This is a genomic window from Reinekea forsetii (assembly GCF_002795845.1).
Classification (GTDB): domain Bacteria; phylum Pseudomonadota; class Gammaproteobacteria; order Pseudomonadales; family Natronospirillaceae; genus Reinekea; species Reinekea forsetii.
The window spans coordinates 1,732,148-1,746,051 of record NZ_CP011797.1 but is presented as its reverse complement, the minus strand read 5'-3'; the positions used below and the strand labels follow the sequence as shown (position 1 = coordinate 1,746,051).

General features: G+C 52.8%; 15 protein-coding genes. 13 read left to right on the top strand and 2 right to left on the bottom strand.

Annotation, left to right across the window (positions count from 1 at the left end; all coding sequences use genetic code 11):
- The first annotated feature begins 17 nt into the window (after positions 1–17).
- From gspG to gorA, 9 genes are all read left to right on the top strand, one after another.
- Positions 18–434, top strand: coding sequence for a type II secretion system major pseudopilin GspG (gene gspG, locus REIFOR_RS08130; protein WP_100257082.1), 417 nt, complete (start codon positions 18–20; stop codon positions 432–434).
- A complete protein-coding gene (locus REIFOR_RS08125; RefSeq protein WP_227003803.1) occupies positions 434–994 on the top strand; it encodes a type IV pilin protein in 561 nt (186 codons plus the stop codon). The genes gspG and REIFOR_RS08125 overlap by 1 nt, the downstream gene beginning before the upstream one ends.
- On the top strand, positions 981–1,367 hold the full coding sequence (gene gspI / locus REIFOR_RS08120; protein ID WP_100257080.1) for a type II secretion system minor pseudopilin GspI: 387 nt from the start codon (positions 981–983) through the stop codon (positions 1,365–1,367). Before REIFOR_RS08125 ends, gspI begins: the two co-directional genes overlap by 14 nt.
- A complete protein-coding gene (locus tag REIFOR_RS08115) occupies positions 1,364–2,083 on the top strand; it encodes a type II secretion system protein GspJ (RefSeq protein WP_100257079.1) in 720 nt (239 codons plus the stop codon). Before gspI ends, REIFOR_RS08115 begins: the two co-directional genes overlap by 4 nt.
- On the top strand, positions 2,080–3,069 hold the full coding sequence (gene gspK / locus REIFOR_RS08110; RefSeq protein WP_100257078.1) for a type II secretion system minor pseudopilin GspK: 990 nt from the start codon (positions 2,080–2,082) through the stop codon (positions 3,067–3,069). Before REIFOR_RS08115 ends, gspK begins: the two co-directional genes overlap by 4 nt.
- Before the next feature lie 12 nt (positions 3,070–3,081).
- Positions 3,082–4,338, top strand: a complete 1,257-nt coding sequence (gspL, locus tag REIFOR_RS08105; protein ID WP_100257077.1) for a type II secretion system protein GspL — start codon at positions 3,082–3,084, stop codon at positions 4,336–4,338.
- The gene (gene gspM / locus REIFOR_RS08100) at positions 4,338–4,826 is read left to right on the top strand and encodes a type II secretion system protein GspM (protein ID WP_100257076.1); all 489 of its coding nucleotides are present in this window, start codon (positions 4,338–4,340) and stop codon (positions 4,824–4,826) included. Before gspL ends, gspM begins: the two co-directional genes overlap by 1 nt.
- 58 nt (positions 4,827–4,884) lie before the next feature.
- Positions 4,885–5,538, top strand: a complete 654-nt coding sequence (locus tag REIFOR_RS08095) for a GNAT family N-acetyltransferase (RefSeq protein WP_100257075.1) — start codon at positions 4,885–4,887, stop codon at positions 5,536–5,538.
- Positions 5,539–5,630: 92 nt separating this feature from the next.
- The gene (gorA, locus tag REIFOR_RS08090; protein ID WP_100257074.1) at positions 5,631–7,016 is read left to right on the top strand and encodes a glutathione-disulfide reductase; all 1,386 of its coding nucleotides are present in this window, start codon (positions 5,631–5,633) and stop codon (positions 7,014–7,016) included.
- Here gorA and REIFOR_RS08085 read toward each other — a convergent pair.
- On the bottom strand, positions 7,003–8,256 hold the full coding sequence (locus REIFOR_RS08085) for a tyrosine-type recombinase/integrase (protein ID WP_227003802.1): 1,254 nt from the start codon (positions 8,254–8,256) through the stop codon (positions 7,003–7,005). The two genes, gorA and REIFOR_RS08085, sit on opposite strands and share 14 nt — an antisense overlap.
- Before the next feature lie 176 nt (positions 8,257–8,432).
- Here REIFOR_RS08085 and REIFOR_RS08080 point away from each other — a divergent pair, with 176 nt between their 5' ends.
- The 4 genes from REIFOR_RS08080 to REIFOR_RS08065 all read left to right on the top strand — a co-directional run bounded on the left by REIFOR_RS08080 (position 8,433) and on the right by REIFOR_RS08065 (position 11,907).
- Entirely contained in the window at positions 8,433–9,593 is a 1,161-nt protein-coding gene (locus REIFOR_RS08080) for a sensor histidine kinase (protein WP_145980264.1), read from the top strand.
- Positions 9,590–10,264, top strand: coding sequence for a response regulator (locus REIFOR_RS08075; RefSeq protein ID WP_227003801.1), 675 nt, complete (start codon positions 9,590–9,592; stop codon positions 10,262–10,264). Before REIFOR_RS08080 ends, REIFOR_RS08075 begins: the two co-directional genes overlap by 4 nt.
- Before the next feature lie 147 nt (positions 10,265–10,411).
- Positions 10,412–11,173, top strand: a complete 762-nt coding sequence (locus tag REIFOR_RS08070; RefSeq protein WP_100257072.1) for a hypothetical protein — start codon at positions 10,412–10,414, stop codon at positions 11,171–11,173.
- A 197-nt stretch (positions 11,174–11,370) separates the two neighbouring features.
- Entirely contained in the window at positions 11,371–11,907 is a 537-nt protein-coding gene (locus REIFOR_RS08065) for a rhomboid family intramembrane serine protease (RefSeq protein WP_100257071.1), read from the top strand.
- A 104-nt stretch (positions 11,908–12,011) separates the two neighbouring features.
- Here the strand turns inward: REIFOR_RS08065 and REIFOR_RS08060 are convergent, their stop codons facing one another.
- On the bottom strand, positions 12,012–13,658 hold the full coding sequence (locus REIFOR_RS08060) for an MDR family MFS transporter (protein ID WP_100257070.1): 1,647 nt from the start codon (positions 13,656–13,658) through the stop codon (positions 12,012–12,014).
- Positions 13,659–13,904 lie beyond the last annotated feature (246 nt).

Genomic DNA, 13,904 nt, shown 5'->3' with positions numbered 1-13,904 from the left:
GCTGGAGTTTTAAAGCAATGAAAAAACAAACGGGTTTTACCCTGATCGAACTCATGGTTGTGCTAGTGATCCTGGGCATCATCTTTGGCCTGGTGGTACCCAATGTAGTGGGGCGGGGCGATGAGGCTCGTGTGACCGCGGCGCATGCCGATATGAGCACCATCGGCCAGTCGTTAGAAATGTATCGCCTACACAACTCGCACTATCCATCGACCAATCAGGGTTTGGAAGCCTTAGTGGCTAAACCCAGTGGCGATCCGGAAGCGAAAAACTGGCGCGGGCCCTATTTGAAAAAGACCCCTCTGGATCCTTGGGGCAATGCCTATGGCTATATTAACGAGAACAATGTACCGGAAATCATCTCTCTGGGAGCCGACGGCAGCGATGGCGGTGAGGGTATCTACCAGGATATCTCTTCAGTTAATCTGAACTGATGATGCCTCGCGGACATCGGCGTGACGCCGGGTTTTCGCTGATCGAACTCATGGTGGTAATTCTGATCATAGGGATCGGTGCCGCTGCGATACGGCTCGGTGTGGTGCGCAATGACCCGCTTGATGATCTGCAGCGCACCGGTGATATCCTGGTCCATTGGTTTACCCGAGCGCAAGATCAAAGCCTAGTAACCCTGAGCGAAACAGGGCTCTATTTTATGACTGGCTCTGTGGCGACCCTGAGTTGGCAGGCCGGTGACCCGGATGCCGGCGAAGCGGACGTGGTTTGGACCGTGATCAGTGAGAGCCCCTATGTTAATGAAAACGACGATTTGATCGTCGAGCTGATGCTCGATTTGGAATCCCAACAGTGGGTCGCGCTGTCTGAGGCGTTACCGGAGGACCCTGCGCTGATTCAGCCCCAGGTGATTCTCTTGCCCTCGGAGGAATATACCCCGTCCTTTGTCATGACTATGCGGCTCGATGCCATGTCAGAGCAGCTGATAAGGATCGTCGGTGATGGCTTTAATCGTCTGGAGTTAAGCCGTGAAGCACCCTAACCGGGGTTTTACCCTCGTTGAAGTCATGGTGGCCTTGGCTATTTTTGCGCTCCTGGCGTCGACGATCGCCACCTCCAACATTCAGGCCTTGAACAGTGCTCGACAGATAGAGGAGCAGGTCCAAGCGCGCTGGATCAATCAAAATGTCCTCACCCAAATGCGCTTAGACAAAGCGCTACCCGATGGCGGCACCACCCGACAAAACTATTCTTATAATAATCAAGACTGGATCGTCGAGATTGAAGTCAGCAATGTCGAGATGGACCTGCTTGGACCCTTTTTACGGCACATAAAACTGCGCACTCGACTCAAAACTGATGACACTCCGGCCGACATCCTCATTGCCGTGCTCGGTGAGGCGGGCTCGCCATGAAGTCGTTCCAGGGCATGAACAGGGTACAGGGCATGACCCTGATCGAACTATTGGTTGCCCTGGCATTGAGTGCGGTTATCGCCATCGGCACCTTTAATCTGTTGCGTACCAGCATCAATACTCGCGACACCTTGGGTGCCCAAGCCGAGTCAACCTCGCAGTTGAGTCGAGCCATGCGCTTACTGGAACAGGATTTCATCCAATTCAGCCCCCAGCGACCGGTCAAAGACGCCTTTGGTGATTTTGCGCCCGCGATGCTAATGGATGCCGATGGCTTGGCGCTGACCCACAATGGTTGGGCCTGGAGTCCCTTCATCGCTTATGAGCGTTCCACAGAGCAGCGGGTTGTCTATCGCTTGGCAGAACCCGGTAGTGAGCTGTGTGACCTCTTGGAGGATGATCTCATCAACGATCAGGGCGGTTGCTTGATTCGCAGTTATAAGGCCCATCTAGACGATGACGGTTCCCTGCGCTGGTATCACCAACGACTGTTGCGCCCGCTCAAAGCCATCGATTGGCGTTTTTTAACCTACGATCCGGAAACCAAGAGCACCGAGTACCAGTCCGAGCCGCCCACTTCCGACCCACGTACCGGGTTGCTACTGACTCGCCTAATCGGCGTCGAAATTAGCCTTACCCTTGGCACAGGCCCGATTCATCAACGCCTCTTTGCCGTACCCAGCCTACCGCCTCTGGATCAGGGGGCCTTGCCATGAGACGTCAGCAGAGTGGCTTTGTGTTGATTCAGGTTATGTTGGTCTTCGCTATCCTGATCGTGGTGGCCGCCAAATTACAATATGAGCAACGTATTCAAATCGATCGGACAGCTCAGAGTCTGTTTCTCGGCCAAGCACAGACCTATGCAGAGAGTGCCGAGGCCATCGCCAAGGTCGGTCTGATAATCGACCTGCGCAACAGTCAAACCGATCATCTCTACGAACTGTGGAACACCGCAGATGGCCTATTCCCCGTCGATCAGGGCATGATTCAACTGGAATTAAACGATTTACAGGGCCGCTTCAACCTAAACTGGCTGACTCTGGAAAGCGGTTATCGGGATTCGGCACAACAGGGCTTGATGCGCTTATTAACCATTCTCGGCTCTAAGCCAGAAATTGCTGACGAACTGTTGCAATGGTTTGATCGAGACAGCGGCATTGACTATTTCTATGCCGATGAACGGCCCAGCTATGCGCCGGCATACACCAGCATGGCCGATCTATCGGAACTGTTGCTGTTAAAATCGGTCGATTATGCTGAGTATCAGAAGATTGCGCCCTATCTGAGTGCGTTACCGGCCGATAGCAAATTGAATATCAATACTGCGCCGGCCGAAATCATCCAGTCAATTGCGGTCTATATCGATGAAAGTACCGCCCAACAGGTCGTAGCCAGCCGCGGGGAAACCGGCTTTACGTCTCTGAGTGACTTCTTAAGTGGCGAAGTTTTTAAAGAAAATCAGGATTCATCGGTATTGCTGGCGCAACTAAGTGTTACGTCCAATTGGTTCGAGTTATATACTTCAGTGACGTTACAGGACAGAACCCTGACTCAACGCAGCATGTTACATCGTGGTTCGTCGGGGATGACCTTAACCTTAAGAGATCGATCGGTGAAGGAAGCCAATCCGATACCGGGTGACCCGATTAAAGGGCCCGCGGCATCGGCAGACTTAGATGATACCAACGAGTCGAATAGTTAAAATGGAGTGTCAATGAGTATTCAATTAAGCCTGTTTTGGGACACCGCCGATCGCCTAGAGTGGTATTGGCCAGGCGACCCGAGTGTTTTTGAGGGTTCGTTCGAGGAATTGCTGGATCAAAAACAAGCGCATAATCTAACCGTCTGTTCGGTCAGGTTGTTTTTACCCGAATACTGGTTCTCGACCCTTGAGCTGAACTTACCGGCCAAGACGCGACGCCTGTCTGGCCAAGCCCTGAAGTTTGCCGCCGAAGAATTCCTCGCCCAAGACATCGATAGCGTGCATCTGGTATTGAAAAACAAGCCACTGGGCGGGGCAGCCACCGTCTTGGTCACCGGGCTGGAGCGCTTTAGTCGGGTCTTACAGACCCTGCGCGTGCGCGGCTTGATCGTCTTGGAGGCCTTTAATTGCCAAGATTTCTCGATCCCAGAAAATCAGACCAACGAAACCCTATTACAGATCTCCGAGCAGATCGTCACCCTGAGTGCCCGAGACCAGATATTCAAGATACATCCCAAGGGCTTCTCGCAATGGTTTGATATGTGGTCGCAGCAAAATCAACTCGACCCTGAGGCGCCGATCCTGATCATCAGTGCCCATGCCGATGGTGTGGCCAAGTCGATTGTCAACCAACTGGAAGCAACCGGTGTCCCCGTGCAGTGGGTCGTTCAGGATATAAAACAGCTCATCGATTGGCATGATCGGGCAGAGGGTAACAGGCAGCCTGGCAACCTGATTACCGCTGAATTCAGTCAACAGCCTTCCAATTCCCAATATCAGCTGTGGCTACCCGCCGCAGTCGCCGGTCTGGCCGCCTTTGTCGTCTGGGTGAGCCTAACCCTATTGGATAATCATCGGCTGCAGATTCGGATCGAGCAAACCTTAGCGGCCAGCGATAACGTTTTTCTGCAGGTCTTTGGTCAGGATAAGCGCATCCAACGGTCGTTGATGACCCGGGAAATGCGCACCTTGGCGACTGAATCCGGCATTGTCGATCGAAGTGTGCAAGTGAATGCCTTGGCCGTGTTAAACGATCTAACGATTGCCAGCCCTAGCTTCAAACTGGAAGATTTCCGTTACAATCATGACCGTAAAGAGGCCTATTTCACCCTGGTTCAGGATATTGCCGACGCGGGCGATGCCTTTGCCTTATTCGAATCCCTCAAAACCGGTCTAACCGACAAAGGCTACACGGTCGAATACTCGGCCAATCAAGACAAGGACGTATTTCGGGCGCGGTTTAAGTCGGTTTATGGGGGGCAAGTCTGATGTTTGAAAACCTATTCGAACCGCTCCGACTCAAGTGGGCGGCCTATAGCCGACGCGACCAACGCTCGCTTTTGGCGCTGATGGTCGCACTGCTGTTGGCTATTCTAATTTTCGGTATTACCTTGCCGGTGCTTAAGGCTAATAAACAGCTAAACAAAGATCTAGAGAACGCCCAGGGTGTTTACCGCGAACTGCTGAGCTTAGCGCCACAGGCCTTGGGCAACAGTCGTGAAGACCCAACCTTCGACACCGGTAGTTTAAACAGCGAAGTGAGGCGCCAGGCGGCCCGCTTTGGTGTCGATATTCAACGGTTCGAGCCCGATGGCACTCTACTCAAGGTCTGGCTAGAGGATGTTCGCTACCCGGCGGTCATTCAATGGCTGGGCGGTTTGACGGCACTGGGCATTGGCCATACCGAGTTAACATTAGAAGATCGCCCCAAATCCGGTTTTGTCTCCGTCAGAGTGACCCTAGGGACTCTGAACTGAGGCATCGGCCGGCAACGGACAGTACTAAAACCAATAAAAACAACAATAAAGGTGATTTATGCCACTGATAGCCTTAGATGACGTAGCGGTCGTCCGCTTGGATGACCGCTTTAATCGCCAGGCGCGGTCGTTGCTGTATCATTCCTACAAAGACGAACCGACCTTTAAATATTTACTTGATGCCCAGCGCCCCGGCTATAAACAACGCATTCGGGCGACAATTCGCGAGCTAATCGGTTTGCACATGGACCGAGGGGAGTTTATCTTTGGCGTGGTGCACAAAGCGGACGATCGCCTGCTGGGGGTCGCCTTTTTTAGCGATCTGCAGTTGAAAATGGATATATCCAAACAGCTCTTTTGGCGCCTAAAAATGATCCTAACCGCCGGATTCGAAAGCACTCGACGCTTTGTTGACTATTTTAATGATGTGCAGGAAAGTCTGCCGTCGAAGAACCATCGTATGGTCAGCCTAATCGGCATCCATCCCGATTTTCAAAAGCAGGGCTTGGGCAAGCTGTTGCTTGAATCGATCCACGCTATAACCGACCAAGACGAAAACTCCATTGGTTTGTTTTTGGACACCGGTAATAATCGTTATTTGGATTTTTACCAAAGTCTCAGTTATGAAGTATTTACCGAATTACCCCTAGGGCAACTCAAGGAATTCGTGCTCTACCGTCCCAATCCAAACTACATTGATCGAACCGCTTGATTCGCTCGATCAGATGTCTGAAAGGATAGGGTGCCTTGTTCGGCGCCCATCCATTTGCTTGCTTGCTTATAACCACAACCCGAGGAACTACCATGAACTATGACTTCGACTTACTCGTCATCGGCGCCGGATCCGGAGGCGTTCGCGCCGCCCGAATGGCCGCCCAAATGGGCGTACGGGTGGCAGTCATCGAAGCTCGCTATCTGGGCGGAACCTGTGTCAATGTCGGTTGTGTGCCCAAAAAACTGTTCGTCTATGCTTCGGAATTCAATCAGAGCTTTATAGACTCGGCCGGTTTTGGCTACACGGTAGACAAAAAACCCACCTTTGATTGGCCCACACTGCGAGATAATAAAACCGCGGAGATCGAGCGATTGCAAGGGGTCTATCAAGGTCTGCTGGAAAATAGTGGGGTCACCATCATCAACGGTCACGGTGAGTTTGTTACCGAACACAGTGTCCGGGTCGGTGATCAGGTCTACAGCGCCGCCAACATCTTGATTGCCACAGGCAGCTGGCCGGTGACCACTCCGATCCCTGGTAATGAACTGGTAATGACCTCGAATGAATTCTTTTATATGGACGAGTTTCCCCGTCACGCCATTGTCGTCGGCGGCGGTTATATCGCGGTAGAGTTTGCCGGCATCTTGAACGGTTTAGGCTCGGACACCCATCTGGTGTATCGCGGCGCACCGGTATTGCGCGGCTTCGACGATGATATTCGCCAATTTGTCTCCGAAGAACTGATCGAGGCGGGTATTGATATCCATTACGGCCGTACCGTGGAGAAGGTTGAAAAGCAGGCCGATGGCCGATTGGCCGTCACCTTTGATAATGACCAGGTCGTGGTAACGGACGCGGTAATCAATGCCTTGGGCCGCAAAGCATTGGTCGAACCACTCAAGTTAGCGGCCGCAGGGGTTGAATTGGCTAGCCGCGGCCATCTTGAGGTCAATGAACATTACCAGACCAATGTCCCGCATATCTTCGCGGTCGGTGATGTCATCGGTCGAGTGCAGCTCACCCCGGTGGCGTTGGCCGAGGGCATGTACGTTGCGCATCATCTGTTTTCCCAAGATGCCCCGCGTAAGGTCAACTACGGTTTGATTCCGACCGCGGTCTTTTGCCAGCCCAACCTTGGCACAGTGGGTTTGTCCGAGAACGAGGCCATACTCCAGTACGATCGAGTGGCAGTCTTTGTGAGCCGTTTTAAAGCGATGAAAAACACCTTGTCGGGCAGTACTCATCGGACCCTGATGAAGGTATTGGTCGACACTGAAACCGATAAGGTAATCGGTTGTCATATGGTCGGCCATGAGGCCGGTGAAATCATCCAGGGTTTGGCTGTGGCCTTGCAAGCGGGCGCCACTAAGGCAGACTTCGACAGCACCTTGGGCATTCACCCAACGGCGGCCGAAGAGTTTGTCACCATGCGCACACCAACGCGCTTTATTGGTCGGACTGTTACGTCGGATTGATTTTTTTGGCTCGCGCACTGGCGTGCCGGGCCTGGCGTTCAACATCGATGTAGCGATCGGTGATGGCGCTGGAACCGTGACCGGCGTCGTCACGCACATGCTCACGCGGTCGTGTTTTGACATCTTCAGAAATGCCAGTATGGCGCAACCAATGCACTGTCGCCGTTTCCAGCGCCGCAGCCTCCTCAGATTCACCCTGGGCCTTCAGTCTTAAGGTCGCCAAGTCGAAGCATTCCTGAACAATAAAGCGAATTTGCCGGGTACTGGCAATACCGCCTTTGCCACGAATTTTGGCAATCAGCGGCGTGTGGTCGCCAATCAATGGCAGGGGGGTGAGCCCTAAATACTGACGATAGCGCCGCAATGCGGTCAACATGGCATCGGACACCGAGATGTCGCGTTCCTTGTTCCCCTTGCCGACCGTGGTAAACCACCAGTTGCCCTGCGCGTCTTTCCAAAAGTGTTCCATCTCTGGCTGCCAGCGATCCGAGGCGGCTAACTCTGAAATCCGCAGATAAAGGCCGAATAAACAGCTGACGATAAAGAGCGACCGCTGCCATTTATCCGGGTCCTCGTGTAAGACCGCCTCGATGGCCATCAACACCTCATGCCATTGGGCTTCAGAAAGACGGCGCACGGTACTGACGGCTTGACGCTTGCGCAGAAACTTTCCTTTTTGGCGGATTTGCGCCACCGGGTTCAAGGCCACGGCTTCTTCTTGTATCAGATAATTAAAGAAGGTGCTGAGCACCGAAAATAGGGCCTGGAGGGCCGATTGACTGAGGTCATACTGCTTTGGATCTGGGTCGGCGCCGAGTCGATGGTCGCGTTTACTGACCTTGACCACAAAGGGGCGCCAGGCCGGATTGGCAATGCGCAACCCGTCGCCATTCTGAAAGCGTTGCACCGATTTAACCCCGATCCAGCTGAGCGGCGGTGCTTGGCAGAAATGGACGAAGGCCTCTATATGCTGGCGGCGCACCTCGCTCAGACACAGGCCTTCAACAAACCAACACCATTGCACAAAACGCTCGATCTCGCGCCGGTACGAGGCAAAGGTGTCTAGGCTGCCGCGATAGGTATAAAGAAATTGCGCACAGCATAGCGCGTCGGCGTTCAATGCATTGGCCGGGATGGTGGTCAGTGCCAGAGTAGGTTCACTGACATTAAAGCCCTGCCGAAACGGATTGGCCATGTAGTTCAGATTGTCAAAAATGGGCACCAGCTTCTGTGCGGTCACGGATGAGCCTCGTAATGGGAAAATAGGGCAGGTTGGTGCCTGTGAGTCCGAAAGACGGATAGTTGCAGATTTGTTGCCATGCATACCATATGATCATGGCTTCATTTGAATAGCAACAGTGACCTTAGTCACTGGGCAGCCGGCAATAGGCGCATTAGAATCTAAAGGAAATTGGTTTGAGAAAAATAGTGGATAGCGTGTACCAAAACTCCTTAGCCCAGAACGTTGAAGGCATGACCGGATACTTGGCTTGGGCCATTGTCTGCTACTTAACCCTCAGTTCTGAGCCGGCCGATACCTTGGCAGGCCAACTCAAGTTATTAACCATCGTACTCTGCCTATTACTGTTTATTCTTGGTTTTTACTTCACCACACGCGAACAGCCCTTTAAACGGATGGACAGCCGAATTCGTCAGCTGTCGGTGGTGGGCCAATTGATTGCCATTTTACTGATCCGCACCCTAACCAACTCAGGGGTGGTGTCGATATTGGCCGTCGCCCTAGCGGCCCAGTTACCGATTCGGTTTAATCACTTGCCGGCGCTAATGGGTGCGTTAGCGCTGATTGCTATCGACTACTTTTACAATGCGTTCTACTGGCAAACGCCTGATGCCTTGGTATGGACCGCTCTAGGTGGGGCTTTTAACCTATTTGCCTTTCGCATGAGTCAGCGGGTTATCCAAGAACAGGAAGCACGCGATGAAATCACCATGCTCAATCGCGAGCTGATTGCCACCCAGGCGCTGTTACAGGAATCAACCAAACAAAGTGAGCGACTGCGCATCTCACGTGACCTGCACGACGGTTTGGGACATCATTTAACGGCTCTGATTCTAAAATTACAGTATTTAACCTATACCACCGAAGGTGAAAACAAGGCCCATGTCGTTGAGGCCCATTGGGTCGCCAAACAATTGCTTACCGATGTGCGCGAAACGGTGCACGAGATGCGTGAAGGCTCCAATATCGGGCTTAAGGATGCATTGGATGCATTGGTCGCGCAAATTCCACGCTTGAAGATCGATCTCGTCGTGGCACCCAATTTTAAGCTCAACGATGCAAAAACCGCCGAAACTCTGTTTCGCTGCGTCCAGGAGGCAATCACCAATACCTTGAAGCATGGCAATGCCAGTGAAATGCATATTAGTCTGGCTCAGCAGCCCCATCAGGTTGAACTGGCGGTCAAGGATAATGGTCATTGCCAACTGAGCATTCACGAGGGTAACGGCCTAAAAGGGATGCGCGAACGCATCGAGAAATTACGCGGCCACATCGATATTAACACCGCGAGGGGCTTTGGCCTGAACATCCGCATCCCAACCATGGAGGCACTATGACTGCTACAGCGCAAAAAATGATTAGAGTAATGTTGGTCGACGACCAAAACCTCGTGCGCGAAGGGATTAAATCCTTACTCAATCTGGCGGGGCATATCGATATAGTCGGCGAAGCGGGTGATGGCGAAGAGGCCCTGAGTCTGTTTGCACCGCTCGCGCCCGATGTGGTGCTGATGGACATCCGAATGCCCAAACTCGATGGTGTATCGACCCTAAAGCAGATGAAAGATACTGGCATCGACATCCCCGTGATTATTCTCACCACCTTCGATGATCACGAGCTGGTGTTAAATGCCATACGAGCCGGCGCGCGAGGCTTTCTGCTAAAGGATGTGTCACTTGAGTCTCTTGTCGAGGCGATCGATTGCGTCCACCGCGGGGAAACCATGATTCAGCCAGCGGTAACGGAACGGGTGATAAAAGGCTTTACCGAATTGCAGAAAGACGGTGGCAGTCGCGTTGAGAAAGATCCGGTGCAAGATCCCTTAACCCAACGTGAAATTGAAATTTTACGCCTGATGGCCGGAGGCTACTCTAATAAAGAGATATCGCGCGCCATTTTCAAATCGGAAGGCACCATTAAAAACCATGTCTCCAATATTTTGGCCAAGCTGGGCGTCCGAGATCGGACCCGGGCGGTACTAAAAGCGTTAGAGCTCGGGATCATATAGGTTGTAAGGCATTAGAGCATTTTCCTCTTGGATCTTTAAATATCGCTCTAAAAGACTACAGTGTAGACGAAATGACCGATATACTCTGATATCAGTCGGCCCTCGGGCCTATTACCAACCCATTTTTTACTGGATAGTTGAATTGTTATGGCCAGGCCACGTTACCAACTCAATGCCAGAGACTGGCTCGATTGCCTCGACTGGCTCGATTATCAGTTGACCCTGCCGGATTGGCTTGGCCACCCGGAGCATCCTATTCATCGCACCGGGATTGCCAGTCTTAAAACGCATCTGAGCCATTGGCGCAGCATTGACCCGCCCGATGACGAACTCTATCAGACGGCTCAAGTGGTCCTAATCGAGGCGCTCGAGGATGACGATTGGGGTCGATTGCGGCGTGCCTTATCGGCCAAAAAACGGCGCCGACGGGACCGAAGACTCGACACCCAACCGGTCAATATCACCCTGAGTGCCGAGGCCCATAGGCTGTTGCTCGATTATAAATTTCTTTCAGGCGCCTTGACGCTCAGCGATGCGATTGAGCAAGGGCTGCAACCGGGGATGCTGGAACTCGAACAACAGCATGAACAGGACTTGTTCGCCGAACTGTTGCAGCGAATGGATCAGTTCAAGGCCTCCGATCTGGTCAAAATCATCGAAAACTATCTAAACCTCGCAGTGACACGGCGCAGCTTGGCTAATTCCTGCAAGATCGCCCAAAAGATGTTCCTCACCCGGCCAGATCGCACCGCCTATGAAATGATGATGGAACGTTTTGTCGAAGATCTGGTCTGGAACAGCGTCCACCTTAAAATCTCCTATCAAACGCTGGAACCCCTGATTGTTGATCCGCAGTCCAGCCCGGTACCTGAAATCGCCGAGCAGGCCCCAGTTGTTGGGCCCGTCTAGCGCGCAACTTGATTGCTGGGCCTGGTTGGGAAAACTTCCTAATGGGCCGCGCGATGGTTATTCTGTATCTCCCTGGACCACAAACGAAACCAGTTTATGAAGCGAATGGCCTTGATCACCGGTGCCTTCCTCGATGTATCCGGCGGTCGCTGAGGTCCAAGCGAACAAATAACCTTTAAAGGAAAGAGGAACAGGGCATGGAAAAACCTAAGATCATGGCTGGGCCCCTGCTGCTGGTCGTAACTATCAGCCTAGTGGCCCTGGTGCAGCTGCTGTCGCCGGTCGATTTGCGCGCTTTTGGCCTACAACCTCGCAGCCTGCACGGTTTCCTCGGGATCCTTACTATGCCGTTTTTACACGGCAACCTGGCGCATTTTTTGGGTAATATTGGCCCACTTGCGGTATTGGCCATAATGGTCAGTGCCAGTCAACGCGGTCGCTTCTATTCGATTACCATCAGTCTCATTGTCACAACGGGCGTCTTTACTTGGCTGCTGGCCAGTCCGGGCTATGTGGTCGGGGCATCGGGACTCATTTTTGCTTATTGGGGTTTCCTTATTGCAGCGGCGTGGCATCGCAGGGATTTAAAATCAATCGTCTTTGCGGCGGTAACGATTCTGATTTACGGTTCGTTGCTGCTGTCGTTAACCGAAATACGCCAGGGTATATCCTTTGCTGCACATTTCTCGGGTCTGATCAGCGGGCTCTGGCTGGCTAAATACATGGCCAAATAGTCTAGGATAGACAAAGGGGCAGGGTAACGGCATTCGACTTAAAGCGCGCCAGAGCATAAAAGAACCCAGCCTAGGCTGGGTTTAATATCTGCGCGGCGGCTGCGCTAGGCAACCTTTTCTTTCGCAGGCTTTTTCTGCGCCGGCCCCATCGGGACTTCCGGAATAAAGACGGTGAACAGTAGACCAATAACAATAATAAAGAAGCCAAACCAGAATATCTGCCGGGTCGCATCGGCCCAGAGCACCCTGAAACTGCGTTGCAGTGTGTCCACCTTTGCCATGGCCTGAGCCTGAGCGGTTGGTTCGGTCACCTGTTCCTGTATCGACCGCCTCAGTTGATCAAAATCGAACGATGCGGCCTGACTCTTGGTATGGGATTGGGCTTCCTCAGCACTCATATCAGAGGTCAAAGCCACCTTAAACTGGGCCGGGATCTGCGGTTCAATCTGAGTTGCAAAACCCATGGCCAGATGCGCGCTGAACACCGTACCGAGAAAGGCTAAGCCCATGCTGCTGCCCATTTGGCGCACAAAGGTCGCCGATGACGAGGCAACCCCCATCTTCTTGCGCGGTGCCGTGTTGATCATCATCTGGGTATAGAGCGGAATGGTCGGCCCTAACGCCATGCCTAAGACCACCAGTTTGATAATAACATTGAGCTGGGTCTGATCCGCGTCGAGGGTTAGGGCTAGCCACAGATAGCTCAGCATCAGAACCACCAGGCTTGGAATCAAGACCGGCTTATAGGAGCCAATGCGGGAGACTAGTTGACCACTGACCACATTACCAAACACCAGACCCAGGGTTAGGGGCGTCAGGGTCGCACCGGAACTGGTCGCGCTGACGCCCAAGACATTGACCATATAGAGCGGAATGAACACGATCGAACCTAAAAAGACGGCACCCAAGGAAAAAGAAGCCAATGCGGTCAGGCTGAAGGCACGATCCTTAAAGAGATCGAGGTCCAGTATGGCACCGTCGTGTTTCAGCTCATGGCGAATAAAGACAAAGGTGGCTAGGAACGATAGGGCAAACATCGAGAGGATCTCCAGCGAGTTCCAGGCATAGCTGACCGGTGCCAACGATAGCGCGATAAGCAGTGGCACAACCGACAACAGGAGCAGGGCCGCACCATAGAAATCGATCTGTTGCCCGGTGGTATGGCGCAACAGCGGCATCCTCTTATAGATAAACCACATGGCCACGCCGCCGACCGGCACATTGACCAAAAATACCCAATGCCAACTGATGTAATCGGTCAAGAGTCCGCCAATCCAGGGGCCAATGACCGAACTCAAACCAAACATGGCACCGAACAGCCCTTGATATTTGGGCCGGTCGCGCGGTTCAAAGAGATCGCCGACAACGGCAAAGGCATTGGCAAAAATAGCCGCAGAGCCGGCGCCTTGCATCGCGCGAAAAATGACTAACTGCAGCGGGGTTTGCGATAGGCCGCAGAGCACCGAGGCCACCACAAAAATGCCCAAACCCCACATCAGCATCGGTCGGCGACCATAGAGGTCGGACAACTTACCCCAGATCGGCAAGAGCGCGGTGCTGGTTACCAGATAAGAGGTGGTTAACCAGGTTATCCAATTGGTTGGAAAGGCCAGATCTTTGATAATCATCGGGGTCGCGGTGGAAACGATGGTTTGGTCCAGTGCGGCCATAAAGAGAGCCAATAAAACACCGACCAACGCTCCTTTGCGTTCGGCCGGGCTGATAACCGGGCCCTGTTCTGTTGTAGTCATTTCTTCTCCAAGTCACAAAAAAGGCGGATGCCGATTTTTAGAGTAATCGATAAAAAAATACCTATACGTCCGGAATCCTATGGAAATAGGGCGGTTTCAGGCTAATACTGCCGTGCGATGATAGATTTTTTCCGTCTGGGCGCCCTAGTGAAACAGTCTTGACACGCATTCTGACCGCCTCAGCGAAGCTACCCTAGGATGCGCGGCCTTACCGCTGATCTGGGCCGGGCATTGGGGACACTCGGC